Source organism: Mycobacterium sp. 852002-51971_SCH5477799-a, assembly GCF_001667145.1.
Taxonomy (GTDB): Bacteria; Actinomycetota; Actinomycetes; order Mycobacteriales; family Mycobacteriaceae; genus Mycobacterium.
Genome location: NZ_LZIF01000082.1, coordinates 96,545 through 120,044, shown reverse-complemented (window position 1 = coordinate 120,044; position 23,500 = coordinate 96,545). Strand labels below are relative to the sequence as shown.

The 23,500-nt window shown below is 67.3% G+C and carries 22 protein-coding genes, 1 tRNA gene and 1 pseudogene; 12 read left to right on the top strand and 12 right to left on the bottom strand.

Features of this window, described 5'->3' with window-relative positions; genetic code table 11:
* Positions 1–9 precede the first annotated feature (9 nt).
* Positions 10–540: pseudogene (locus tag A5753_RS10295) on the top strand (lysophospholipid acyltransferase family protein); the annotation flags it as partial.
* 266 nt (positions 541–806) lie between these two features.
* Here the strand turns inward: A5753_RS10295 and A5753_RS23790 are convergent.
* From A5753_RS23790 to A5753_RS10265, 6 genes are all read right to left on the bottom strand, one after another.
* A complete protein-coding gene (locus A5753_RS23790) occupies positions 807–1,358 on the bottom strand; it encodes a nitroreductase family deazaflavin-dependent oxidoreductase (protein ID WP_197694653.1) in 552 nt (183 codons plus the stop codon).
* A 250-nt stretch (positions 1,359–1,608) separates the two neighbouring features.
* Positions 1,609–1,684 (bottom strand) — tRNA-Ala (locus A5753_RS10285).
* 50 nt (positions 1,685–1,734) lie between these two features.
* The gene (gene glpR / locus A5753_RS10280; RefSeq protein WP_067126694.1) at positions 1,735–2,793 is read right to left on the bottom strand and encodes a gephyrin-like molybdotransferase receptor GlpR; all 1,059 of its coding nucleotides are present in this window, start codon (positions 2,791–2,793) and stop codon (positions 1,735–1,737) included.
* A gap of 225 nt (positions 2,794–3,018) precedes the next feature.
* Positions 3,019–3,672: a GNAT family N-acetyltransferase gene (locus tag A5753_RS10275; RefSeq protein ID WP_197694652.1), complete on the bottom strand. Its 654-nt coding sequence runs from the start codon at positions 3,670–3,672 to the stop codon at positions 3,019–3,021.
* Positions 3,673–3,692: 20 nt separating this feature from the next.
* Complete coding sequence (glp, locus tag A5753_RS10270) at positions 3,693–4,982, bottom strand: gephyrin-like molybdotransferase Glp (protein ID WP_067126653.1); 1,290 nt, start codon at positions 4,980–4,982, stop codon at positions 3,693–3,695.
* Positions 4,983–5,107: 125 nt separating this feature from the next.
* Entirely contained in the window at positions 5,108–6,019 is a 912-nt protein-coding gene (locus tag A5753_RS10265) for a UTP--glucose-1-phosphate uridylyltransferase (RefSeq protein ID WP_067126650.1), read from the bottom strand.
* 76 nt (positions 6,020–6,095) lie between these two features.
* Between A5753_RS10265 and A5753_RS10260 the strand changes: the two genes are divergently transcribed.
* The 4 genes from A5753_RS10260 (at position 6,096) to mscL (ending at position 8,403) form a co-directional block, all read left to right on the top strand.
* The gene (locus A5753_RS10260; RefSeq protein WP_067126647.1) at positions 6,096–6,695 is read left to right on the top strand and encodes a 5-formyltetrahydrofolate cyclo-ligase; all 600 of its coding nucleotides are present in this window, start codon (positions 6,096–6,098) and stop codon (positions 6,693–6,695) included.
* Positions 6,696–6,783: 88 nt separating this feature from the next.
* On the top strand, positions 6,784–7,134 hold the full coding sequence (locus A5753_RS23785; RefSeq protein WP_082971258.1) for an FmdB family zinc ribbon protein: 351 nt from the start codon (positions 6,784–6,786) through the stop codon (positions 7,132–7,134).
* A 64-nt stretch (positions 7,135–7,198) separates the two neighbouring features.
* A complete protein-coding gene (locus A5753_RS10250) occupies positions 7,199–7,879 on the top strand; it encodes an SAF domain-containing protein (RefSeq protein WP_067126641.1) in 681 nt (226 codons plus the stop codon).
* A 65-nt stretch (positions 7,880–7,944) separates the two neighbouring features.
* Positions 7,945–8,403 carry a large-conductance mechanosensitive channel protein MscL gene (gene mscL / locus A5753_RS10245; protein WP_067126639.1) on the top strand — a complete coding sequence of 153 codons (459 nt, stop codon included), beginning with the start codon at positions 7,945–7,947 and terminating at the stop codon, positions 8,401–8,403.
* A gap of 40 nt (positions 8,404–8,443) precedes the next feature.
* Here mscL and A5753_RS10240 read toward each other — a convergent pair whose 3' ends face one another.
* The 5 genes from A5753_RS10240 to rpmF form a co-directional block, all read right to left on the bottom strand.
* Positions 8,444–8,941 carry a molybdenum cofactor biosynthesis protein B gene (locus A5753_RS10240; protein WP_067126636.1) on the bottom strand — a complete coding sequence of 166 codons (498 nt, stop codon included), beginning with the start codon at positions 8,939–8,941 and terminating at the stop codon, positions 8,444–8,446.
* Positions 8,942–9,000: 59 nt separating this feature from the next.
* On the bottom strand, positions 9,001–10,518 hold the full coding sequence (locus A5753_RS10235) for a S1C family serine protease (protein ID WP_067126632.1): 1,518 nt from the start codon (positions 10,516–10,518) through the stop codon (positions 9,001–9,003).
* A 72-nt stretch (positions 10,519–10,590) separates the two neighbouring features.
* Positions 10,591–12,162 carry a HAMP domain-containing sensor histidine kinase gene (locus A5753_RS10230; protein WP_067126629.1) on the bottom strand — a complete coding sequence of 524 codons (1,572 nt, stop codon included), beginning with the start codon at positions 12,160–12,162 and terminating at the stop codon, positions 10,591–10,593.
* 16 nt (positions 12,163–12,178) lie between these two features.
* Positions 12,179–12,865 carry a two-component system response regulator MprA gene (gene mprA, locus A5753_RS10225; protein WP_067126625.1) on the bottom strand — a complete coding sequence of 229 codons (687 nt, stop codon included), beginning with the start codon at positions 12,863–12,865 and terminating at the stop codon, positions 12,179–12,181.
* 92 nt (positions 12,866–12,957) lie between these two features.
* Positions 12,958–13,131, bottom strand: coding sequence for a 50S ribosomal protein L32 (gene rpmF, locus A5753_RS10220; RefSeq protein ID WP_003872812.1), 174 nt, complete (start codon positions 13,129–13,131; stop codon positions 12,958–12,960).
* Positions 13,132–13,399: 268 nt separating this feature from the next.
* Between rpmF and A5753_RS10215 the strand changes: the two genes are divergently transcribed.
* From A5753_RS10215 to A5753_RS10185, 7 genes are all read left to right on the top strand, one after another.
* Positions 13,400–15,130, top strand: a complete 1,731-nt coding sequence (locus A5753_RS10215; RefSeq protein ID WP_067126622.1) for an acyclic terpene utilization AtuA family protein — start codon at positions 13,400–13,402, stop codon at positions 15,128–15,130.
* Positions 15,127–16,275, top strand: a complete 1,149-nt coding sequence (locus tag A5753_RS10210; protein ID WP_067126619.1) for an acyl-CoA dehydrogenase family protein — start codon at positions 15,127–15,129, stop codon at positions 16,273–16,275. The genes A5753_RS10215 and A5753_RS10210 overlap by 4 nt, the downstream gene beginning before the upstream one ends.
* Positions 16,276–16,277: 2 nt before the next feature.
* Positions 16,278–17,867: an acyl-CoA carboxylase subunit beta gene (locus A5753_RS10205; protein ID WP_156656049.1), complete on the top strand. Its 1,590-nt coding sequence runs from the start codon at positions 16,278–16,280 to the stop codon at positions 17,865–17,867.
* Positions 17,868–17,872: 5 nt separating this feature from the next.
* A complete protein-coding gene (locus tag A5753_RS10200) occupies positions 17,873–19,858 on the top strand; it encodes a biotin carboxylase N-terminal domain-containing protein (protein WP_067126614.1) in 1,986 nt (661 codons plus the stop codon).
* Positions 19,855–21,021 carry an acyl-CoA dehydrogenase family protein gene (locus A5753_RS10195; protein WP_067126611.1) on the top strand — a complete coding sequence of 389 codons (1,167 nt, stop codon included), beginning with the start codon at positions 19,855–19,857 and terminating at the stop codon, positions 21,019–21,021. The genes A5753_RS10200 and A5753_RS10195 overlap by 4 nt, the downstream gene beginning before the upstream one ends.
* Complete coding sequence (locus A5753_RS10190) at positions 21,021–21,866, top strand: enoyl-CoA hydratase family protein (protein WP_067126609.1); 846 nt, start codon at positions 21,021–21,023, stop codon at positions 21,864–21,866. Before A5753_RS10195 ends, A5753_RS10190 begins: the two co-directional genes overlap by 1 nt.
* A 132-nt stretch (positions 21,867–21,998) precedes the next feature.
* Positions 21,999–22,601 carry a DUF1707 domain-containing protein gene (locus A5753_RS10185; RefSeq protein ID WP_067126606.1) on the top strand — a complete coding sequence of 201 codons (603 nt, stop codon included), beginning with the start codon at positions 21,999–22,001 and terminating at the stop codon, positions 22,599–22,601.
* Positions 22,602–22,610: 9 nt separating this feature from the next.
* Here the strand turns inward: A5753_RS10185 and A5753_RS10180 are convergent, their stop codons facing one another.
* On the bottom strand, positions 22,611–23,459 hold the full coding sequence (locus A5753_RS10180) for an aldo/keto reductase (protein ID WP_067126603.1): 849 nt from the start codon (positions 23,457–23,459) through the stop codon (positions 22,611–22,613).
* Positions 23,460–23,500 lie beyond the last annotated feature (41 nt).

The window sequence follows — 23,500 nt, the reverse complement described above, 5'->3', positions numbered from 1 at the left end:
GAGACCGAGATGACATCGACGGCGCCGCACGACAAGACCACTGCGCCACCACTGCGCGGTCCCAACGAGAAGTTCATGCGCTATGTGCAGAATCCCATCTGGGACTTCCTATGCGACCACTACTTCCGCCTCGAGATCGACGGCTGGCATCGGATCCCCGACGAGCCGTCGCTGCTGATCGGCATCCACTCCGGTGGTGCGCTGACGATGGATGCGTGGACGCTGGTGCATTCCTGGTATCGCCGCTTCGACGGCGAGCGGATCCTGCACGGCACAGCCCATGACGTGCTGATTGCCGCGCCATTGCTCGGCGATTATTTCAGGGCCGGGGGCGTCATTCCGGCGTCGCGCCGGGAGGTGACCGCCGCGCTGGCGGCGGGCCACGACGTGGTCGTGTGGCCAGGTGGAGAGCAGGACTCGATGCGTCACTGGCACCACCGGGACAAGGCAATGCTGTTCGGCCGCAAGGGTTTCGTCCGCCAGGCCATTCGCTCGGGGGTACCGATCGTCCCAGTCGCGACAGTCGGTGGCCACGACACTTCAAAATTGGCAAGCGGCGCGTATGGCGCAAATCGACAGTCTTGCAATGGATCACGGAGCAAGAGGCTGCGGCGCAGTGATTGAGCTAGACCCACTGAATACGCGTGGCCGAGCGAAATGACCTGCAGCCGAACGCTTTGAGTCCGTGTTTACTAAGACTGCCCGATCACGCCGGGCACGGAAACGCCGTGCTGGCTTGTGGCCATTCCGGGACTTTTACAACCTCGGCCTTATCGATAGCGTCGAAGACGCCGCCGCCACGAACGTCAGCTTTCGACGTCCACGATCACCGGTGACCCGCCCTCCAGCCAAGCCGTGTGCAGTTCGATGACCTTAGCCCGGGTTGGTAACCCTTTACGGTGAAACATGTTCTCTGCATAGTCGAATGGGTGCGTGCTCCCGCAAAATGCGTCACGGACTGCTTGGCGTTCAGCGTCGTTGTGCGGATCGCGAGCAGTTCCACTCAGCGTGTCTCGCCGGAAACGCAACGTCACTTCGGGGTTCGCGCGAATGTTGTTCAGCCACAAGGCGTGCTCACCGCCAATGGAAACTAGATAGGCCTTGTCGCCGTCGCGGTATGCGCGGACGAAAGTAGTGCGCGGCTTTCTGGACTTGCGACCTGTCGTGGTCAAGGCGGCAACATTCATCGGCATCCACACCGCGAACCACAGTTGGTGTATCGCCCGTAGTGGGCGGGTGACCCTTCGTGCGTCACGTATCGACGTGACTGCGCCTGCGCGTGGAAAGCGCTCGAATTTATACAGGCCGTCGCGGTAGCGCAGTGATTCCGGAACGGTCACGGGCGGTTGCCGGTCCATTTGAACCCCTCGGAAGTCGATGTTTCGACCGTAACACTGCTGTACGCCAGTCATTCCGATTTCTCTGCGGCCGCTGAGAGCGGGTGTCGACACGCTGTCGAAAGCTCGTTTGCTATGGGCCCCCGCCAGCGGGCCGATTCCTGCCGTCACGGTGGCCTGGCGCGTTTCTCTGGTGTACCGCGACTGTACCGGGGGCCATTTCCAGCCGGTGCCAGCTAACGTTCATTACGCCGTTTACCAGGCTTTTCTCTGGTGGAGCTAAGGGGAATCGAACCCCTGACCTACTCGATGCGAACGAGTCGCGCTACCAACTGCGCCATAGCCCCTGACCGCTAGCAGGCTACCAGCCGCGGCGCCAACCGCCGAACTGCAAGCACTATTCTCCGACGGCGCGCGGCAAGTCCCGGGGCCAGCCGAAGGTCCGCATCGCCATCGCGTAGTCCAGGTGCTCGAAGACGGGATCCTCGTCGTCGATCTCCAGGACCACCGCGCCGGGACGCCGCAGCCGCGACGGGACCACGTCGTAGTCGCGGTCGTAGGCGTTCTCCACGCCGAGTCGCGCCCGTGCCATCCGCTTCATCCGGCGGTGCCGCACCTTCTCCTCGATGCGCGTCTGGCGCCGTAGGTAACCCAGGTAGAGCAGGGTGATCGCGGTAGCGCTGCCGCACACCCACCAGGCCGTCGGCGAGATCTTGAAGGCCGCGGTGGCCGAGCCGATCAGGACGAGCGCCATCGCGATGAGGACCTTCTTGCGGAAGGCGTACTTGCGCGCGCTGACCGCAGCCGCGGTCTTGGTGTCGAACCGGCGCCGCCGTGAGGCGTTGCGCGGCATCGGTTGGGGCACCTCCTCGTCGGCGTCATCACCCTCGGCCGCTGGCTCCAAACCGGACGAGTCCTCGACGTACTCGTAGCTGTCCTCATCCTCGGCGTCGCGTTTGGCGACGGCCTCGGTGTCGACCTCGTCGTCTTCCATGGGTTCGGCGTCGGCCGTCTCCGCCTCGGCCGCAAAACCGCTGGCGCCCACGGGAAGTACGTGGGAGTCCTCGACGACATCCACATCGAGGTAATCGGGTTCGGTGTGCTCGGCGACGGCCATTCGCATCGCGACCGGGCGCCGGCGGCTCAGCTCGTCGGTGTCGGTGTCGTCGTCGGACTCGTGCTCGCGGTCCTCATCCTCGGAAAGGTCGCGCTCGTCGAGGTCGGTGTCAATTGAGTCTTGCGGCGGCGTCCAGTCGGGATCGCTGCGATGCCCGGCGGCCGGACCGCTGCGCTTGATCAGCCGGGACTTGCCCCCGCCGTTGAGCACCCGGGTCGCCAACGCCACGTCGCTGGTGCGTCGCACCGCGTCGCGTTTGCTCACGAGCATCGGCACCAAGACGAACAGCCATAGCACCACGAGCGAAATCCACAACAATGACTGCGGGATGCTTGGCATGATGACCTGCTCTCTTCGGTGTCCGTCCCCCGCGAAGCCCATCTGTGGCCAACGCGGCCGGGTCCAACTGACCAGGACAATTACACACCTGTAATTTGCCTCTCACAAGCACCACGAGTCACTCGTGTCGCGCCAGTCCCAGAAGGTCAACGATTTGGACTCCTAGCCCTCCGCCGAAGCCCCCGGGAGCGGACGACGAAACCCGGGCCTCGCATCTGCGCGGGGTCATACCCAGCTGGCGTTACCGGCGCGGACCAGCGTCGATGCCACCGATCCGCTTACCTCTTCGGCGGTGATGGCCATCAGCAGATGATCCCGCCACCCCCTGTCCACTTCCAGGTAGCGCTGCAACAGACCCTCTTGACGGAAGCCAACTTTCGCCAGCACGGCGCGGCTCGCGGCGTTTTCCGGGCGCACGGTGGCCTCGACCCTGTGCAACATCACCGGGCCGAAACAGTGATCGAGACCCAGCGCCAAGGCGGCGGTGGCCACGCCGCCTCCGGTGGCCGAGCGCGACACCCAGTAACCGATCCACGCCGACCGCAACGCGCCGTGGGTGACGTTGCCGATGGTCAGCTGGCCGCAGAACCGGCCGTCGAGCTCGATGACGTAAGGCAGCATCCGCCCCTGTCGCGCCTCGGCACGCAGACCAGAACACAACGCCGGCCACGCCGCCACCGCATGGCGAGTCGTCCAATCGCCCTCGGAACTGGGCTCCCACGGTTCCAGATGCGCACGATCGGCCAGCCGGATCCGGCTCCACTGCGCGCCATCGCGCAGCCGCACCGCCCGCAACCGGACAACGCCGGCCGGAACCCGAAGCGGCCCAACGCTCATGGGCCAACCTGGATGACGGGAATTGGAGCGCAACAGGTTCACCGGGTGTGCAGTCTTTTCGCTCAGCCGCGCTGAGCCAGGAAGGCGACGTCGACGATTTCGCCGGTGCGAATCTGCTCGGCGCCGCTGGGCACCACGACCAGACAGTTCGCTTCGGCCAGGGTGGCCAACAGGTGCGACGACGCGCCCGGGCCGCCGCCGAGCGCCTGCACCAGATACTCGCCGCTTTCCTGGTCGCGCATCAGCTGACCGCGCAAGAAGCCCTTGCGCCCGGCCACCGAAGTGATGGGCGACAGCGTGCGCGCCTGCACGATCCGGCGCATCGGCTGACGCTTGCCCAGCGACAACCGAATCAACGGGCGGACCATCACCTCGAAAACCACGAGCGCGCTCACCGGATTGGCCGGCAACAGGAACGTCGGAACGCCCTCGCGACCCAGCTGCCCGAAACCCTGGATGGATCCCGGATGCATGGCGACCCGCACGACCTCTAACTCGCCGAGCTCGGCGAGCACCTGGCGCACCGCCTCGGCCGCGGCACCCCCGACGGCACCGGCGATGACGATCACCTCGGCGCGGTTGATCTGGCCCTCGACGATCTCGCGGAGCTCGCGAGGGCCGCCGCTAACGATGCCCACGCGGTTGACCTCTGCGCCCGCGTCGCGCGCCGCGGCCGCCAGCGCGTAGGAGTTCACGTCGTAGACCTGCCCGTTGCCGGGCGTGCGCGAAATGTCGACCAGCTCACCGCCCAGCGCCATGATCGTCACCCGGGGCCGCGGGTGCACCAGCACCCGTTCGCGACCGACCGCGGCGAGCAGCCCAACTTGCGCCGCGCCGATCACCGTCCCGGACCGCACCGCCACGTCACCGGGCTGCACGTCGTCGCCGGCGCGGCGCACGTAGGCGCCCGACGGGGCGCCCCGCAGAATCCGCACCCGCTGCGTTCCGCCATCCGTCCACCGCAACGGCAGGACCGCATCGGCCAGGGTCGGCAAAGGGGCCCCGGTCTGCACGCGCACGGCCTGACGCGGCTGTAACCGGCTGGGGGTGCGCGAACCGGCCTCGACGATGCCCATCACGGGCAGCACGAGGCCCTCGCGCCCGTCGCCCTCGCCGGCGTCGTCGAACGGACCGGGCAGACTTTCGCTGCCCACCTCGCCCACACCGAGCACGTCGACACTGCGCACCGCGTAGCCATCGATCGCGGCCTGATCGAACCCGGGCATCGGGCGTTCGGTCACCACTTCCTCGGCGCACATCAGTCCCTGCGCCTCGGCGATCGCCGCACGTATCGGCCGCGGGGCTACCGCGGCCGCCGTGATCCGGGCCTGCTGCTCTTCCACCGAACGCACAGCGCGCCTCTCTGCCGTCGAGCCCCGCATCGGGCGACCCGCTCACTGCGCAGGCGGGGCATCCCGCCCGGGATCGCTACGCGTTCCGCCGGCCGCCGCCATCCGCCAGCCGGGTTACCGCCCGGCTATTGCTCGGCCAGGCCTAATCGCGCCACCAACCACTGCCGTAAATCCGGGCCGTAGTCGTCACGATCCAATGCAAAGTCAACCGCAGCCTTGAGGTAGCCGCCAGGATTTCCCAAGTCGTGTCGAGATCCGCGATGCACGACCACATGCACCGGGTGGCCCTCCTCGATCAGCAACGCGATCCCGTCGGTGAGCTGTACTTCGCCGCCGGCCCCACGCTCGATACGGCGCAAGGCATCGAAGATGGCGCGGTCGAGCACATATCGGCCGGCCGCGGCGAACAGCGACGGCGCGTTTTCGGCCTTCGGCTTTTCAACCATGCCGTTGACCTTGAGTACGTCCGGGTTGCCGTCGTCGGCAATCGGTTCGACGTCGAAAACGCCGTAGGCGCTTACCTCTTCGGGCGTTACCTCGATAGCGCACAACACCGTGCCGCCGTAGTGTGCCCGCACTTTCGACATGGTCCCCAGCACGCCGGTGGGCAGCACCAGGTCGTCGGGCAACAGCACGGCGATGGCGTGCTCGTCGTCGGCCAGCCGCGGCTCCACGCAGCCGATGGCGTGCCCCAGGCCCAGCGGCTCGCTCTGCACCACGGACTCGACCTTGATCAGCTGCGGCGCGCGCCGGACCTTGTCGAGCATCGCCGTCTTGCCGCGCTCCTCCAAGGTGCTTTCCAGCACCAGGTCTTCAACGAAGTGCGCGACGACGCCGTCCTTGCCCTCCGAGGTGATGATCACCAGCCGCTCGGCACCGGCCTCGGCCGCCTCGGCAGCCACCAGCTCTATGCCCGGGGTATCGACAACCGGCAACAGCTCCTTGGGCACGGTTTTGGTCGCCGGCAAGAAGCGGGTACCGAGACCCGCGGCGGGGACCACCGCAGTGCGTGGCACCACCACGTTTGGGCTTGACATTGTTCACACGATAACCCGCATCGGTACTGCGGAGTCGATGTGGCGCGTCCGAAGACCTGGCTGTCATGGTTAACGCATGGCGACCACCGGCAAGGCCGCGCTGCGCGACCAGCTGCTCGCCGCCCGGCGTCGGGTTGCCGACGACCTTCGCGTCGCCGAGGCGCAGCAGGTGTGCGAGCGGCTGGAAGCCCTGAAAAGCATTGTGACCAGCGGCGCCACGGTCTGCGCCTACGTGCCGGTGGGCACCGAGCCGGGCTCGATCGCGATGCTCGACATGTTGCTGCGCCGCACCGGACGGGTCCTGTTGCCGGTCGCGCGCACGGCCGCCGACGACACGCCGCTGCCGTTGTCCTGGGGCGAATACCGGCCCGGCACCCTGACCACCGGGCGGTGGGGGCTGCTCGAACCGCCGCAGCCGTGGCTGCCGGCCTCGGCCCTGGCGCAAGCCGGTGTGGTGCTGGTGCCGGCCCTGGCCGTGGACCGCCGCGGCGTGCGGCTGGGCCGGGGCCGGGGTTTCTACGACCGCTCTCTGGGAGCTCGGAACCCGCACGCGCCGTTGATCGCGGTCGTTCGGGACGCGGAAGTGCTCGACGAATTACCGGCCGATCCGCACGACGTCCCCATGACCCACGCGCTCACGCCTCGCCGGGGATTGATCGATCTGGCCGGCCGCTGACATATCGGGAATGAGACATGTCACGTGGCGGTTCTAGCACTTGAGACGCTAGAGTGCTAACCAGGTTTGCGATCATCCGGAGGTTTTTGTGCCGACTTACAGCTATCAGTGCACCGAGTGCGACGATCGCTTCGATATCGTGCAGGCCTTCACCGACGACGCGCTGACCACGTGCAAACGCTGCTCCGGGCGGCTGCGCAAGCGCTTCAACTCCGTCGGCGTGGTGTTCAAGGGCAGCGGCTTCTACCGCACCGACAGCCGCGAGTCGGGCAAGAAACCGTCGAGTTCGAGCAACGGCTCCTCGTCGACTGACTCGGCATCGAACAGCTCGGCATCTAGCGAAAAGTCCGGGTCGAGCTCGAGCGAGAAGTCCAGTTCCAGCTCGAGCGACAAGTCGAGCAGCAGCTCGACAACGTCGACGGCCGCCGCGACCAACTGACGGTTATCCACACCGGCCTTATCGGCCGCGAGCCCGGGCGCCCGGTTGCGCTTACCGTTACGGCGTGGGCGAATCATCGCTGAACCCAAGCGTATTGAGCCGGCTGTCGCTGTGGCTGCGCCCGGACTGGACTCGCACCGTGCTGGCACGCCGAGTCGCCGCGGGCGGGCTGGTCGTGCTGGCCGGAATCGCGACGCTGCGCTCCAATCCCGCCGGTGACTACGCACAAGTCGTAGTGGCCGACCATGACCTGCGTCCCGGTGTCGGGCTGACCCCCGCCGACGTTCGGCTCGAAAAGCGTTTGACTGCAACGGTTCCCGACGGGGCGCGAGCCGACCTGGGCACGGTGGTGGGTTCGACGCTGGCCGGCCCGACACGACGCGGCGAGGTGATCACCGACGTCCGGTTGCTGGGAAGCCGGTTGGCGGAGGCTGCAGTCGGGTCAAAGGCGGGCCCGGGCGCTCGGATCGTGCCGCTGCATCTGGCCGATGGCGCCCTGATCGACCTCGTCCGGGTCGGTGACGTGGTCGACGTGCTGGCCGCTCCGGCCACCAGCGCGCCGGACAACTCGCACGCCACCCCCAAGGTGGTGGCCACCGACGCGGTGGTGGTGCTCGTCTCGGCCAAAGAAAAGATTCAAGCTGCCGACAGCGACCGCGTAGTGTTAGTTGCGCTGCCGGCTCGTGTGGCGAACGCGGTAGCGGGGTCGGCGCTGGGCCAGACCGTGACGCTCACCCTGCACTGAGTGCCTGGCCGTTGTTGGTCCGCCAGCCGACAGCGGATTCTGTCCAGTCCCAGAAAGGCGTCTCAATGCTCAAAGGGTTCAAGGAGTTTCTCTCCCGGGGCAACATCATCGACCTGTCTACCGCGGTAGTCATCGGTACCGCGTTCACTGCACTCGTCACGACTTTCACCAACGCCATCATCAAGCCGTTGATCAACCGGATCGGCGTCAACCAAAAGTCCGATCTCGGCATCTTGCGGATCAGCATCGGTGGCGGCCAGACGATCGATTTGAACGATGTCTTGTCGGCCGCCATCAACTTCGTGATCATTGCGGCGGTCGTCTACTTCCTGGTCGTGCTGCCCTACACCACGTTGCGCAAACGCGGTGAGGTCGAGCCGGCGGACGACGCGCAGGTCGTCCTGCTCAAGGAGATCCGCGACCTGCTCGCGCAGACCAACGGCGACGCGCCGGGCAAGCACGGGAGTGTGACCACCACGCCCCCACCCGAGCACGGGCCCCGCGCGGAAGCCGAATCGAAGTAACTGCGTCGGCTCGCCGGCAGGGTGCACCAAGCGGCGAGCTTTAAATCTCCAGGCTCGACAACTGCCCGATGATCTGGGCCGCCAACGGGTTCAGCGTCGCCATCCCGTCGCGCACCGCGTAGCGGGAGCCGGCCAGGTTGACCACCAGCGTGCTGCCCGACACCCCGGCCAGACCGCGTGACAGACCGGCGTCGACGATCCCCGCCGACAGGCCCGAGCCGCGGATTGCCTCTGCGATACCGAGGATTTCGCGATCCAGGATCTCGCGGGTGGCCTCAGGGGTGACGTCGCGGGGAGTGACGCCCGTCCCGCCGACCGAGACGACCAGGTCGACCCCGCCGATCACCGCGGTGTTCAGTGCGTTGCGGATCTCGATCTCGTCAGCGGCGACCGCGACCACCCCGTCGACGACAAATCCCGCCTCGGTCAACAGTTCGGTTACCAGCGGACCGTTGTGGTCCTCGTCCCCATGAGCGGTGCGATCGTCGACCACCACAACCAAAGCCCGGCCAACCACCAATTCCGCACCCGTTTCCATGGGTGCAACCGTATATCCGAGCTCAGACAATCCGGGCGCCGAGGGTTCGTCCAGTCTCACTACTGATCCGCCTTTCCGAGGGTGACCGGCAACGTTCGGCTGCCGCCACCAGCGGGGTCCTGGAACGTCAGCGAGATCTTGTCGCCGGGTGCTCTGGACCGCACGGCCGCGACCAACGCGTCGGCGCTGTTGATCGGCCGGTCGTCCACCTTGGTGACGACCACGTTCTTGGGGACGCCCGCAGATGCCGCGGCACCTCCCGGGACGACATCGACGACCTTGGCGCCGGGGGTTCCCTTGTCGCTCATCACCTGCACGCCGAGCGAGGCGTGGGAGGCTTTGCCGCTGGCGATCAGTTCGTCGGCGATGCGCTTGGCCTGATCGACCGGGATCGCGAAGCCCAGACCGATCGAACCGCTCTGGGCATCCGGCGAGTCGCCGCCCAGGGTGGCGATGGCCGAGTTGACGCCCACCAGCTGGCCGTTCATGTTGACCAGCGCGCCGCCTGAGTTACCGGGGTTGATCGCGGCGTCGGTTTGGATCGCGTCGAGCACGGTGTTCTGGTTGCCCGACTCACCGGTGGTGGACACCGGCCGGTTCATCGCGCTGACGATGCCGGTGGTCACCGTGCCCGACAAACCCAGCGGCGATCCGATCGCGACGACCGGCTGGCCGACCCGAAGGTCGGACGAGGAACCCAGCGAGATGGGCGTGAGCCCGGACATGCCCTGCACACGAATCACGGCGATATCGCTAGTGGGGTCCGCGCCGACGACCGTGAACGATGCGGTGCGACCGTCAGAGAAGGTCACCGTCGTCTTGGGCGTCGGGGCGCCGGCACCGGCACCGGCGCCGCCGGGGCCACTCGGTCCGCCGGGGGGCATTGGAGCACCGGGCGGGCCGCCGGGCCCCTTGGGCGGTCCCGCGGCGGCGGCGATCACGTGGTTATTGGTCAGTATGAGCCCGTCGGTGGACAGGACGATGCCAGAACCCTCCTCGGACGCCCGACCTATGTCGGTCTCGAGCATCACGACGCTGGGCACCACTTTGGAGGCGACCTGTTCGACGCTGCCGGGCGCCATGTTCGCGGCCGGCACACTGGGCGCCGCCCCAATAACCCGACCGCCGCCGTTCCCCGTCGAGTGCGTGCCGAGCTCGACGGCCGTGGCCGCGGCTCCGCCGATGCCGGCCGACACCACCGCGATGGCCAGCGCGCCGACGACGAACAAGCCTGCGCGAGAACGCTTTTGAGGTTCAGGCGGGACATGCATGCCGGGCGGGATGCCGGGAATCGGGCCCGCGCCGGTGCCTCCCGGCATCGGGCCTACACCGGTTCCCCCGGGAAGCCGACCCGGCCCGGTGTTGCTGAAGGGCTCGTAGGGCGGACGGAACTGTGTCGTCGGCGACGACGAGGGCTGCGACCGGTAGCGCCAGTCGTATTGCTGGTTGTACGGCCGCTGTTGTCCCGGGGCATAACCTGGGGACCCCGCATGACTGGGGACTGGCGCAGTCTGATTGGGCGCGGGAGGGTATCCCGGCTGCTGCGGCGGTGGCGAATACCTCGGGTCATTCGTCATGTCGCTAAGTCGCTCTTCCTCTATCTCAGTGTTTCGGCAAGTCGACGGCTGGGTCCAACAGTAGCCGCAGACCTACCTTGCCCGCGCGGACTGAGAGTCCACTGAGATAACGTTCGCTGATTCCCGAGAGTTCACGTCATCGTCGGCCACCGCTCGAGTGTGGCCGGTCGCGGCGTCAAGCCGGTCGGTTCGCGGCCCAGCTGCGCCAGGCGTGCCGTGCGTCGGGGCGCGCAAGGGCCGGCCGGGCAGCAGGACATAGAACGACGTGCCCGGGGGCTGACCTCCGGGAACGGTGTCCTCGACGCGCAGCAGCCCCCCGTGGTTGAGCACCACCTTCTTCACGATCGCCAGCCCGAGGCCCGAACCCGGCATGGCGCGTGCCGTCGTCGAGCGGTAAAACCGCTCGAACACCAGGCGGCGCTCCTGCGGCGGGATACCGGGTCCGTGGTCGGCGATCACCAGCTCCGCATGCGACGGGTCGAGCTGGCGCATCGTGACACCGACGTGGCCGCCGGGCGGACTCCACTTGGCCGCGTTGTCCAGCAGGTTCAGGACCGCCCGCGACAGGCCGGCGGTGTCGCCGTACATCTGCCACGACGTCACGTCGACGTCGAAGTGAATGTCGTTGCGCCGCCGCCTGACTCGCTCCAGGCTGCGATCGAGGACCTCGGACATGTCGACGGGCTCGTGCACCACCTGGCCGGCGTCGTCACGGGTGAGGTCCACCAAATCGCCTACCAGCGTTGACAATTCCTCGATCTGCGCGACGACATCTGCGCGCAGATCGACCATCTCCTGCTCGGGTAGGCGCGGCGCCCCCGGTTCCATCGCCGCCATCAGCAGCTCGACGTTGGTTCGCAGCGACGTCAGCGGGGTGCGCAGTTCATGCCCGGCGTCGGTGACCAGCCGCGCCTGCCGCTCCCGGGACTCGGCGAGCGCACGCAGCATCAGGTTGAACGACTCGGTAAGCCTGGCCAATTCGTCACTACCGAAAACGGGGATGGGTCTCAGATCGTCGGTGCGCGCCACCCGCTCGGCCGCTTCGGTCAAGCGTGCCACCGGGCGCAGCCCGGCCCTGGTGACCATGCCGCCCGCCACCGCGGCGACCGCCACACCCACACCCCCGACGATCAGCAGCACCCAGCGCAGCCTGTTCATCACCGCTTCCGTCGGCTTGAGGCTCTTGGAGATCAGCAGCGACGTGCCGTTCTGCAAGTGTACGGCCAGGATTCGCTGATCACCGGCGGTGCGCCGCGACATGAACAAATCACCGTGGATGACCGCTTTTTCCGGTGCGCCGACCGGCAGGGTCTGGCCCGGCTGCTGAGCGGTGTAGATCGCGTGGCCCGGGTTCACCAGCATCGCGTTGACGTCGGAATAGGCGGTGCCTTCGATGGCCTTGCCCGGGTCGGCGGCCAGCGAGCCGCTGGCGATCAGCAGTTGCGCACGGCTTTGCAGCTGGTTGTCGATGTCGCTGTACAGCGCCGCCGAAATCACGGCGTAGACGGCGAAGGCCATCAACACCACGACCATGGCGACCATCGACATCGCCAGCAGCATCACCCGCCATCGCAGTGACAAGGAGGGCGTTGCGCGCAACGGCGGTCGCAGCGGCGGACGTGGCGTCCGGGGGAACCGGATCATCCGTGGACCCGGATCGTCACGGCGGTGTCTCCCGAAGGACGTACCCCACACCGCGCACCGTGTGGATCAGCCGCGATTCACCGTCGGCTTCGGTTTTGCGCCGCAGATAGCCCACGTACACCTCCAGCGCGTTGCCCGAGGTGGGAAAGTCGAATCCCCAGACCTCCTCGAGGATGCGGCTGCGGGTGAGCACTCGGCGCGGATTGGCGATCAGCATTTCCAGCAACGCGAATTCGGTGCGGGTCAGGCTGATTCGGCGCTGCCCGCGGGTGACCTCGCGGGTCACCGGGTCCAGGGACAGGTCGGAGAACGTCATCGCCACCGATTCGGCGTCGTCCTCCGGCTTGGTGCGGCGCAACAGCGCGCGCATCCGGGCCAGCAATTCTTCCAGGGCGAACGGCTTCGGCAGGTAGTCGTCGGCGCCGGCGTCCAGTCCGGCGACCCGCTCCGACACCGAATCGCGCGCGGTGAGCACCAGGATCGGTAGGTCGTCACCGGTGCTGCGGAGGTGCCGGCAAACCTCGAGGCCGTCCAGGCGCGGCATCATCACATCCAGGACGAGCGCGTCGGGGCGATCGCTCGCGATCAGTTCGAGGGCCTCGACCCCGTCATGGGCCAACTCAACGGAGTAGCCGTTGAAGGACAATGACCTGCGCAGCGACTCGCGCACCGCGCGATCGTCGTCGACGACCAGTATTCGCACGGCCCCTAGTTTCGTCCCACCGCCTGAGACTGACCTGAGAGGCGCGCCGGGATGGGCCTAGCGGCGGTCGCAAGCGCGGCGAAGCCGTCGGGTTAGCGGCGGTCGAGGTCGATCAGGCCGAGGCGGGCTGCCTTGAGCAGCCTGCGGGGCACCTTGTGCCGCTGACCTGCGACCGTCACACCGACGAGTTCGGTCTTCTCGGCCTTCCACTGCGCGCGCCGGCTACGGGTGTTCGCGCGCGACATTCTGCGCTTGGGTACGGCCATGGTCGGGCCTAACTCCTCGATGTGGGACTTGCGGTTCGGCATGTCGCGCGGCGTGGCCGGTGGGCCGAACGGGCGACGATCGCGTATCAGGATAGTCGCTGGTCGGCTTGTCGCCAAAATGGGCGTCGCGCAGCGATCCCGGCCAGTCGGGCGCGCCCGGGGCATGCCGGTCCGAAGTGGGATCCTTGACGTGACACCGACGGTACCCGCTAACCTACCGGTTGGTTGGGTGGTCGAAACCGGTTGAATTCCCGAATGGAGGACAGGCATGGCCTCTGCTTCCGGCGCCTCTGGCGCTTCAGGCAGGTCCGGCGCCGTCCGGATCGCGAACTGCTCGGGGTTCTACGGCGACCGGCTCGCGGCCATGCGCGAGATGCTCACCGGCGGTGACGTCGACTACCTCACCGGCGACTACCTGGCCGAACTCACCATGCTGATCCTGGGCCGCGACAAGATGAAGCACCCCGAGCGCGGCTACGCCAAGACCTTTCTGACCCAGCTCGAGGACTGCCTGGGCGAGGCCACCGACCGCGGAGTTCGCATCGTCGCCAACGCCGGTGGCCTCAACCCGGCCGGGCTCGCCGATGCGATACGCGCGCTGGCCGAGCGCCTGGGCATCGACACCCGGGTCGCCCACGTGGAGGGCGACGACCTGTTGCCGAGCGCCGCCGACCTCGGGCTGGGCACCCCGCTGACCGCGAACGCGTACCTGGGCGCCTGGGGGATCGTCGATTGTCTCGACCGCGGCGCCGACGTGGTCGTCACCGGCCGGGTCACCGACGCCTCGGTGATCGTCGGGGCGGCCGCGGCGCACTTCGGCTGGGACCGCGCCGACTATGACCGGCTCGCCGGCGCCGTGGTCGCCGGCCACATCATCGAATGCGGGGTCCAGGCCACCGGGGGCAATTACTCGTTCTTCACCGAAGTCGCCGACCTCACCCACGCCGGCTTCCCGCTGGCCGAGGTCAGCGCCGACGGATCCTCGGTGATCACCAAGCACCCGGGCACCGGCGGCGTGGTCAGCGTCGACACCGTCACCGCGCAGCTGCTCTACGAAATCACCGGGGCGCGCTACGCCAACCCGGACGTCACCGCCCGGATGGACAGCGTCCAATTGTCGTCCGAAGGGCCCGACCGGGTGCGCATCAGCGGGGTGCGCGGCGAGGCCCCGCCGCCCACCTACAAGGTCTCGATGAACAGCATCGGCGGATTCCGCAACTCGATGACCTTCGTGTTAACGGGGCTGGACATCGAGGCCAAGGCCGACCTGATGCGCCGCCAACTCGACGCCACGCTCACCGTCAAGCCCGCCGAGCTGCAGTGGTCGCTGGCCCGCACCGACCACCCCGACGCCGACACCGAAGAAGCCGCCAGCGCACTGCTGCACTGCGTCGTGCGCGACCCCGACCCCGCCAACGTAGGCCGCCAATTCTCCTCGGCCGCTGTCGAATTGGCGTTGGCCAGTTATCCGGGATTCCACGTGACCGCGCCCCCGGGGGACGGCCAGGTCTACGGCGTGTTCACGCCCGGTTTCGTCGACGCCACCCAGGTGCCACACGTCGCGGTGCATGCCGACGGCACCCGGACCGACATCGGTTGCGCCACCGAGACTTTGGCGCTGGCGCCCGCCGCTCCACCGCCGCTGCCCGACCCGCTGCCGGCCGGCCCCACGCGACGGGCGCCACTGGGCCGCATCGCCGGTGCGCGCAGCGGCGACAAGGGCGGCTCGGCCAACGTCGGCGTCTGGGTGCGCACCGACGAGCAATGGCGATGGCTGGCCAACACTTTGACCGTCGAGCTGCTCAAGGAGCTGCTGCCCGAAGCGGCCGACTTCGACGTCACCCGCCACCTGCTGCCGAATCTGCGGGCGGTCAACTTCGTCATCGATGGCATCCTCGGCCAGGGCGTCGCATACCAGGCTCGATTCGACCCCCAGGCCAAGGGGCTCGGCGAATGGCTCCGCGGCCGCTACCTCGACATCCCGGAGAGCTTATTGTGAATCTTTGGACCACGCCCGAGCGCGAACAGTTGCGAAAGACGGTGCGCTCGTTCGCAGAACGCGAGATCCTGCCCCACGTCGACGAGTGGGAGCGCACCGGGGACCTGCCGCGCGAATTGCACCGCAGCGCCGGGGCCGCCGGATTGCTCGGTGCGAACTTCCCCGAGGCGGTCGGCGGTGGTGGCGGCGACGGCGCCGACGCGGTGATCATCTGCGAGGAGATGCATCAGGCGGGAGCGCCGGGCGGAGTTTTCGCGTCGTTGTTCACCTGCGGCATCGCGGTACCGCACATGATCGCCTCGGGCGATCAGCGGCTCATCGACTCGTTCGTTCGCCCGACGCTGGCCGGCGAGATGATCGGTTCGCTCGCCATCACCGAACCCGGGGGCGGTTCCGACGTCGGACATCTTCGGACCTCGGCGGTTCGCGATGGTGACCACTACATCGTCAACGGCGCCAAGACTTACATCACCTCCGGCGTCCGCGCCGACTATGTGGTCACCGCCGTGCGCACCGGAGGCCCCGGCGCGAGCGGGGTTTCGCTGCTGGTGGTCGAGAAGGGCACGCCGGGCTTCGAGGTGAGCCGCAAGCTGGACAAGATGGGCTGGCGGTCCTCGGACACCGCCGAGCTGTCGTACACCGACGTCCGAGTCCCGGTGGCCAACCTGGTCGGCGCCGAGAACAGCGGGTTCGCCCAGATCGCCCAAGCCTTCGTCTCCGAACGGATCGGCCTTGCGGCACAGGCCTATTCGAGCGCGCAGCGCTGCCTGGACCTGACCGTGCAATGGTGTCGTGACCGCGAAACGTTCGGCCGCCCACTGATTTCGCGGCAGTCGGTGCAGAACACATTGGCCGAGATGGCCCGTCGCATCGACGTCGCCCGGGTCTACTCGCGCAGCGTGGTGGAGCGGCAACTCGCCGGTGAAACCAACCTGATCCCGCAAGTGTGTTTCGCCAAGAACACCGCCGTCGAGGCCGGCGAATGGGTTGCCCACCAAGCCGTTCAGCTGTTCGGCGGCATGGGTTACATGGCCGAATCCGAGGTCGAACGCCAATACCGGGACATGAGGATCCTGGGCATCGGCGGAGGAACGACGGAAATCCTCACCGCACTGTCGGCCAAACTTCTGGGATATCAATCATGACCGTGCTGCAGTCCACCCTGGACGCTGAGGCCGCCGCCTTCACCGACGCGGCGGCGGCGGCGATGACGAAACTCGAGGAGATCGACGGCGAACTGGCCAACGCCCTGGCCGGTGGCGGTACCAAATACGTTGAACGCCACCATAATCGCGGAAAGCTGACCGCGCGCGAACGTATCGAATTGCTGGTCGACCAGGATTCGCCGTTCTTGGAACTCAGCCCGCTGGCCGCCTGGGGCAGTGCCTTCAAGGTCGGCGCCAGCACGGTCACCGGCATCGGCGTGGTCGAAGGCGTCGAATGCATGATCGTCGCCAACGATCCGACGGTCAAAGGCGGCACCAGCAACCCGTGGACCCTGAAGAAGATCCTGCGGGCCAACCAGATCGCCTTCGAGAACCGGCTTCCGGTGATCTCGCTGGTCGAGTCCGGCGGTGCGGACCTGCCCACCCAGAAGGAAATCTTCATCCCCGGCGGACGGATGTTCCGCGACCTGACCCGGCTCTCGGCGGCCGGCATCCCCACCGTCGCGTTGGTGTTCGGCAATTCCACCGCGGGCGGCGCCTACGTCCCGGGCATGTCCGATCACGTGGTGATGATCAAGGAGCGTTCCAAGGTCTTCCTCGCGGGTCCCCCGCTGGTGAAGATGGCCACCGGTGAGGAATCCGACGACGAATCGCTCGGCGGCGCCGAAATGCACGCTCGAATCTCGGGTTTGGCCGATTACTTCGCCATCGACGAACTCGACGCGATCCGGATCGGTCGGCGCGTCGTCGCCCGATTGAACTGGGTCAAGCAGGGGCCGAAGCCCAAGCCCGTCACCGCACCGTTGTTCGATACCGAGGAACTCATCGGTATCGTGCCCGCGGACCTGCGCATCCCGTTCGATCCCCGGGAGGTCATCGCCCGCATCGTCGACGGCTCCGAATTCGACGAATTCAAGCCGCTGTACGGATCCTCGCTGGTGACGGGCTGGGCCCAGTTACACGGGTATCCGATCGGCATCCTGGCCAATGCGCGGGGAGTGCTGTTCAGCGAGGAGTCGCAGAAGGCCACCCAGTTCATTCAGTTGGCCAACCGCTCCGACACGCCACTGCTGTTCTTGCACAACACCACCGGCTACATGGTGGGCAAGGACTACGAAGAGGGCGGGATGATCAAGCACGGCTCGATGATGATCAACGCCGTGTCCAACTCGACCGTCCCGCACATCTCGTTGCTGCTCGGCGCATCCTACGGCGCGGGCCACTACGGCATGTGCGGGCGCGCCTACGATCCGCGGTTCCTCTTCGCCTGGCCGACGTCGAAGTCCGCGGTGATGGGCGGCGCCCAGCTGTCGGGCGTGCTGTCGATCGTGGCCCGCGCGGCCGCCGAGGCGCGCGGCCAGCAGGTCGACGAGGAGGCCGACGCGGCGATGCGGGCCGCGGTCGAGGGCCAGATCGAAGCCGAGTCGCTGCCGTTGGTGTTGTCCGGGATGCTCTACGACGACGGGGTGATCGACCCGCGCGATACCCGCACCGTATTGGGAATGTGTCTGTCCGCCATCGCCAATGGCCCGATCAAGGGAACGTCGAATTTCGGCGTCTTCCGGATGTGAGCCCCATGCTTACTCGAGTTCTGGTCGCCAACCGCGGTGAGATCGCCCGGCGGGTGTTTGCCTCCTGCCGCCGGCTCGGCTTGGGCACGGTCGCCGTCTACACCGACCCCGACGCGGGCGCGCCCCACGTCGACGAGGCCGACGCCCGGGTGCGGCTGAACAAGACCAACGACTACCTCAACGCCGAGGCCCTCATCGCCGCCGCCCGCGCCGCCGGCGCCGACGCGATACACCCCGGCTACGGATTCCTCTCGGAGAACGCAGACTTCGCGGCCGCCGTCCAGGACGCCGGGCTGACGTGGGTCGGACCCCCGGTGGCAGCGGTGCGGGCGATGGGCTCCAAGATCGAGTCCAAGAAACTGATGGCCGCGGCCGGAGTGCCGGTGCTCGACGAGCTCGACCCTGAGACCGTTACCGAGGCGCAGCTGCCGGTCTTGGTCAAGGCCTCCGCGGGCGGCGGTGGTCGCGGCATGCGCGTGGTTCGCGAATTGTCCGCGCTTGCCGGCGAAGTCGCCGCAGCGAGCCGGGAAGCGCAATCGGCCTTCGGTGACCCCACCGTGTTCTGCGAGCGGTATCTGCCCACCGGACATCACATCGAGGTTCAGGTCATGGCCGACACCCACGGCACCGTGTGGGCGGTCGGCGAACGCGAATGCTCGATTCAACGCCGGCACCAGAAGATCATCGAGGAGGCGCCGTCGCCGTTGGTGGAGCGCACGGTGGGCATGCGCGCCAAGCTTTTCGACGCGGCCCGGCTGGCCGCCGAGGCCATCGGCTACACCGGGGCCGGGACGGTGGAATTCTTGGCCGACGACGACGGCGAGTTCTACTTCCTCGAGATGAACACCAGGCTGCAGGTCGAACACCCGGTCACCGAAGAGACCACCGGGCTCGACCTCGTCGAGCTGCAGCTCGCCGTCGCCGACGGCGCTCCTCTCGACGCGCAACCTCCTGCCGCGCAGGGGCATTCGATCGAGGCCCGGCTCTACGCCGAGGACCCTGCCAAGAACTGGCAGCCACAGGCCGGTCTGGTCCGCGCGTTCGAGGTGCAATCCGTTCGAGCCGAATTCGGCTCGCTGGGCCACCGGACCGGGATCCGCCTGGACTCGGGCATCGTCGGCGGATTCACCGTCTCCGTCCACTACGACCCGATGCTGGCCAAGGTCATCTCCTATGCCCCGACGCGCCGTCAGGCGTCGCTGGTTCTCGCCGACGCGTTGGCCCGCACCCGCGTGCACGGCGTGCGCACCAATCGCGATCTTCTGGTGAACGTGCTGCGGCATCCGGCGTTCCTCGACGGCGCCACCGACACAGCGTTTTTCGACACCCACGACCTGGCGAGGTTGGCGGCCCCGCTGGGCGACGCCGCGGTGGTCCGTCTGTCCGCCATCGCGGCCGCACTCGCCGTCGCCGCGCACAACCGCGCTACCGCGCCGGTGCTGAGTGCCGTTCCCAGCGGCTGGCGCAACCTTTCGTCGGGCCACCAGGTCAAGGATTATCGCGACGACCAGGGTGACGAGCACCGGGTTCAATACCGTTTCACCAGAATCGGTTTGGTGTTGCCCGACGACCCGTCGGTGCAGCTGGTGTCGGCCACGGCGGATGACGTGGTCCTGCGGGCCGACGGCGTCGACCACAGCTTCTCGGTGCGGCGCTACGCGGGCGATCCCGATGTCTACATCGATTCCGCCCGCGGACCGGTGCACCTGATCGCCCTGCCGCGTTTCCCCGAGCCCGGTTCGACCGTCGAAAAGGGCTCACTGGTCGCGCCCATGCCCGGCAGCGTCATCCGGCTCGGTGCCGCGATCGGCGACACCGTCACCGCCGGCCAGCCGCTGATCTGGCTGGAGGCCATGAAGATGGAACACACCATCGCCGCCCCGGTGGACGGGGTACTCGCCGAACTCAATGTCAAGACCGGTCAGCAAGTCGAAGTTGGCGCTGTGCTGGCAAGAGTGGAAGCGCCACAATCAGAAGGGGATCAAGCATGACCGACACCAGCTTCATCGAGAGCGAGGAGCGTCAGGCCCTACGCAAGTCGGTGGCGGCCTGGGCTGCCAACTACGGCAGTGAGTACTACCTGCGCAAGGCCCGCGCACACGAGCACACCGACGAATTATGGTCGGAGGCAGGCAAGCTCGGCTTCCTAGGGGTGAACCTGCCCGAGGAGTACGGCGGTGGCGGCGCCGGAATGTACGAGCTGTCGCTGGTCATGGAGGAGATGGCCGCCGCGGGCAGCGCGCTGCTGCTGATGGTGGTCTCGCCCGCCATCAACGGCACCATCATCAGCAAGTTCGGCACCGAGGAGCAGAAGAAGCGCTGGATCCCCGGCATCGCCGACGGGACGCTGACGATGGCCTTTGCCATCACCGAGCCGGACGCCGGCTCCAACTCGCACAAGATCACCACGACCGCCCGCCGGGACGGCAGCGACTGGATTTTGAAGGGACAGAAGGTTTATATCTCCGGCATCGACCAGGCGCAGGCGGTGCTGGTGGTGGCCCGTACCGAGGAGGCCAAGACCGGCAAGCTGCGCCCCGCGCTGTTCGTGGTGCCCACCGACGCGCCCGGCTTCACCTACACCCCGATCGAAATGGAACTGATCAGCCCCGAACGCCAGTTCCAGGTCTTCCTCGACGATGTGCGGCTGCCGAGCGACGCGCTCGTCGGCGCCGAAGACGCCGCCATCGCACAGCTTTTCGCCGGTCTCAACCCCGAACGAATCATGGGCGCGGCGAGCTCCGTCGGGATGGGGCGGTACGCGCTGGGCCGGGCCGCCGAATACGTCAAAACCCGGCAGGTGTGGGGCACGCCGATCGGCGCGCACCAGGGGCTGTCACATCCATTGGCGCAGTGCCACATCGAGGTCGAACTGGCTAAGCTGATGCTGCAGAAGGCCGCCACCCTCTATGACTCCGGCAATGACATGGGTGCGGCCGAGGCCGCGAACATGGCCAAATACGCTGCGGCCGAAGCGGCGACGCGCTCGGTGGATCAGGCGGTGCAGTCACTCGGCGGCAACGGACTGACCAAGGAGTATGGCCTGGCCGCCATGCTGACCTCGGCCCGGCTGGGCCGCATCGCCCCGGTCAGCCGTGAAATGGTGCTGAACTTCGTCGCGCAGACATCGCTGGGTCTGCCCCGAAGCTACTGATGGACGCGCTCGTCGAATACGCCGGACCCGCCGACACAGGCGGACCGTACGCGCGGCTGACCCTGAACTCACCCCACAACCGCAACGCGCTGTCCACCACACTGGTCAACCAGTTGCACCGAGGGTTGCGCGACGCCTCGGCGGACCCGGCGGTACGGACCGTGGTGCTGGGCCATGCCGGCGGGACCTTTTGTGCCGGTGCGGATCTGAGCCAAGCTGGCGGCGGCGATTCCGAGGGCGGCGTAGCCGGGCGAGGGGGGCACCTCCCGCTTGCGGGGGACGCGTCGCCACCATCGGCATACGACATGGCCGTCGCGCGGGCCCGCGAGATGGCCGCCTTGATGAGGGCCATCGTCGCCTCGCCGCTGCCGGTGATCGCCGCGATCAACGGGCACGTCCGGGCGGGCGGATTCGGTCTGGTGGGCGCCTGTGATATCGCCGTCGCCGGCCCGCGCAGCACCTTCGCGCTGACCGAGGCCAGGATCGGCGTCGCACCGGCGATCATCTCGCTGACACTGTTGCCGAAACTGTCGGCGCGGGGCGCGGCGCGCTACTACCTGACCGGCGAGAAGTTCGACGCCGGCCGGGCGGCCGAGATCGGTTTGATCACCGAGGCCGCCGAGGACGTCGAGGCCGCGGTCGACAAACTGGTCTCCGATATCGGTCGTGGTTCGCCTCAGGGCCTCGCGGCTTCCAAGGCATTGACCACGGCCGCGGTGCTGGAAGGTTTCGACCGCGACGCCGAGCGGCTCGCCGAGGAATCGGCCCGGCTCTTCGTCTCCGACGAAGCCCACGAAGGCATGCTGGCGTTTCTGGAGAAGCGTTCGCCCAACTGGGCCGGTTAGCCACCGAGAAGTTAGCCAGATGTCAAACAGAGGGCCCGGCCGGACGGCCGGCCACGCGGCCCCGGCACGCGCAACGTTGCAGTTTAGCCAATCCTCTTGCGGCAAAACCTGGACGTCGTAGGCTCGTGGGTGATGAGCAACTCAACGCAACGGGATGCGGAGGACACGCGTGGCGAGCCGTCGCGCGCGGGCGATACCGACCGCATCCAGACTGCGCAGCTGCTCGCCTACGCGGCCGAGCAGGGCCGCCTGCAGCTGAACGACTACGAAGACCGTTTGACCAGGGCGTACGCCGCAACGACGTATGAGGAGCTGGATCAGCTGCGGGCCGATCTGCCGGGGACGCCGATCAGCCCACGCCGCGGCGGCAAGCTCAATCCGGCGCCGTCGACGCTGCTGCTGGCGCTGCTGAGCGGCTTCGAGCGCCGCGGCCGGTGGAACGTCCCGAAGAAGCTCACCACCTTCACCCTGTGGGGAAGCGGGGTGGTCGATCTGCGCTACGCCGACTTCACCTCGACCGAGGTCGACATTCATGCGATGTCGATCATGGGTGTGCAGAACATTTTGCTACCGCCCGAGGTCAACGTCGAGGTGCACGGCCGCGGCGTGATGGGCAACTTTGACCGCGCCGTGCTCGGGCACGGCACGCCCGGCGCGCCAACCGTCCACATTCGCGGGTTCTCGCTGTGGGGCGGCGTCGGCATCGTTCGCAAGGCTCGGCGGCCACGCGGCTAGCGGAACGTTTTAGTCGGGCACGTAATCGAACGTGTCGGGATTGGGGCCGTTGCGTCCCGACTCACCCTTGTTCAGCGCGGAGATCGCGTCCATGTCGGAGTCGTCCAGCTCGAAGTCGAACAGCTCGAAGTTGGCCTTTACCCGTTCCGGCGTCACCGATTTCGGGAAGACGATGTCGCCCCGCTGAATGTGCCAACGCAACACCACCTGCGCGGCGGTTTTACCGCGGCCCTCGGCGACGCGGTTGATCACCGGATCGTCGAGCACCTTGCCCTGCGCGATCGGCGCCCACGCCTCGGTGGCGATGCCATGCTCGCGCCCATAGGCCCGGACTTCGTCGTTGCCGAAGTACGGATGCAGCTCGACCTGGTTCACCGACGGGACGGTGTCGGTGTCGTCAGCAAGCCGATCCAGGTGTGCCACTTGGAAATTCGAGACACCGATGCTGCGGGCGCGTCCGTCGCGCGCGAACTCCTCGAAGACCTTCCAGGTCGAGACGAAGTCGCCGTCGTAGAGCGTGGGCAGCGGCCAGTGGATAAGGAACAGATCAACGTAGTCGGAACCCAGTTTCTTCAGCGTCTCGTCGAATGCGCGACGCGCATCGTCTGGCTTGTGAAATCCGTTGTTGAGCTTGCTGGTGACGAAGACCTCGCCGCGGTCGAGGCCCGCATCGCGAATGCCTTGTGCGACTTGCTTTTCGTTGCCGTACATCTCGGCCGTGTCGATGTGGCGGTATCCGATCTCGAGCGCCGTCTTCACCGCCGCGGCGGTCTGGTCGGGCTTGATCTGGAACACACCGAAACCCAGCTGCGGAATGCTGACACCGTCATTGAGTTCGATCGTTGGAACCTGGCTCATGCATCTCCTCCTTCTTCAAGTCCCTGTACCCCGTGCAGAGC

Excerpts from the sequence above, each read along its gene's own strand:
- A5753_RS23790 (WP_197694653.1), bottom strand. The coding sequence starts at position 1,358 with ATGGACCGGCAACCGCCCGTGACCGTTCCGGAATCACTGCGCTACCGC.
- glpR (WP_067126694.1), bottom strand. The coding sequence starts at position 2,793 with ATGCCAAGCATCCCGCAGTCATTGTTGTGGATTTCGCTCGTGGTGCTA.
- A5753_RS10265 (WP_067126650.1), bottom strand. The coding sequence starts at position 6,019 with ATGTCAAGCCCAAACGTGGTGGTGCCACGCACTGCGGTGGTCCCCGCC.
- A5753_RS10260 (WP_067126647.1), top strand. The coding sequence starts at position 6,096 with ATGGCGACCACCGGCAAGGCCGCGCTGCGCGACCAGCTGCTCGCCGCC.
- mscL (WP_067126639.1), top strand. The coding sequence starts at position 7,945 with ATGCTCAAAGGGTTCAAGGAGTTTCTCTCCCGGGGCAACATCATCGAC.
- A5753_RS10240 (WP_067126636.1), bottom strand. The coding sequence starts at position 8,941 with ATGGAAACGGGTGCGGAATTGGTGGTTGGCCGGGCTTTGGTTGTGGTG.
- A5753_RS10235 (WP_067126632.1), bottom strand. The coding sequence starts at position 10,518 with ATGACGAATGACCCGAGGTATTCGCCACCGCCGCAGCAGCCGGGATAC.
- A5753_RS10230 (WP_067126629.1), bottom strand. The coding sequence starts at position 12,162 with ATGATCCGGTTCCCCCGGACGCCACGTCCGCCGCTGCGACCGCCGTTG.
- rpmF (WP_003872812.1), bottom strand. The coding sequence starts at position 13,131 with ATGGCCGTACCCAAGCGCAGAATGTCGCGCGCGAACACCCGTAGCCGG.
- A5753_RS10215 (WP_067126622.1), top strand. The coding sequence starts at position 13,400 with ATGGCCTCTGCTTCCGGCGCCTCTGGCGCTTCAGGCAGGTCCGGCGCC.
- A5753_RS10200 (WP_067126614.1), top strand. The coding sequence starts at position 17,873 with ATGCTTACTCGAGTTCTGGTCGCCAACCGCGGTGAGATCGCCCGGCGG.
- A5753_RS10195 (WP_067126611.1), top strand. The coding sequence starts at position 19,855 with ATGACCGACACCAGCTTCATCGAGAGCGAGGAGCGTCAGGCCCTACGC.
- A5753_RS10190 (WP_067126609.1), top strand. The coding sequence starts at position 21,021 with ATGGACGCGCTCGTCGAATACGCCGGACCCGCCGACACAGGCGGACCG.
- A5753_RS10185 (WP_067126606.1), top strand. The coding sequence starts at position 21,999 with ATGAGCAACTCAACGCAACGGGATGCGGAGGACACGCGTGGCGAGCCG.
- A5753_RS10180 (WP_067126603.1), bottom strand. The coding sequence starts at position 23,459 with ATGAGCCAGGTTCCAACGATCGAACTCAATGACGGTGTCAGCATTCCG.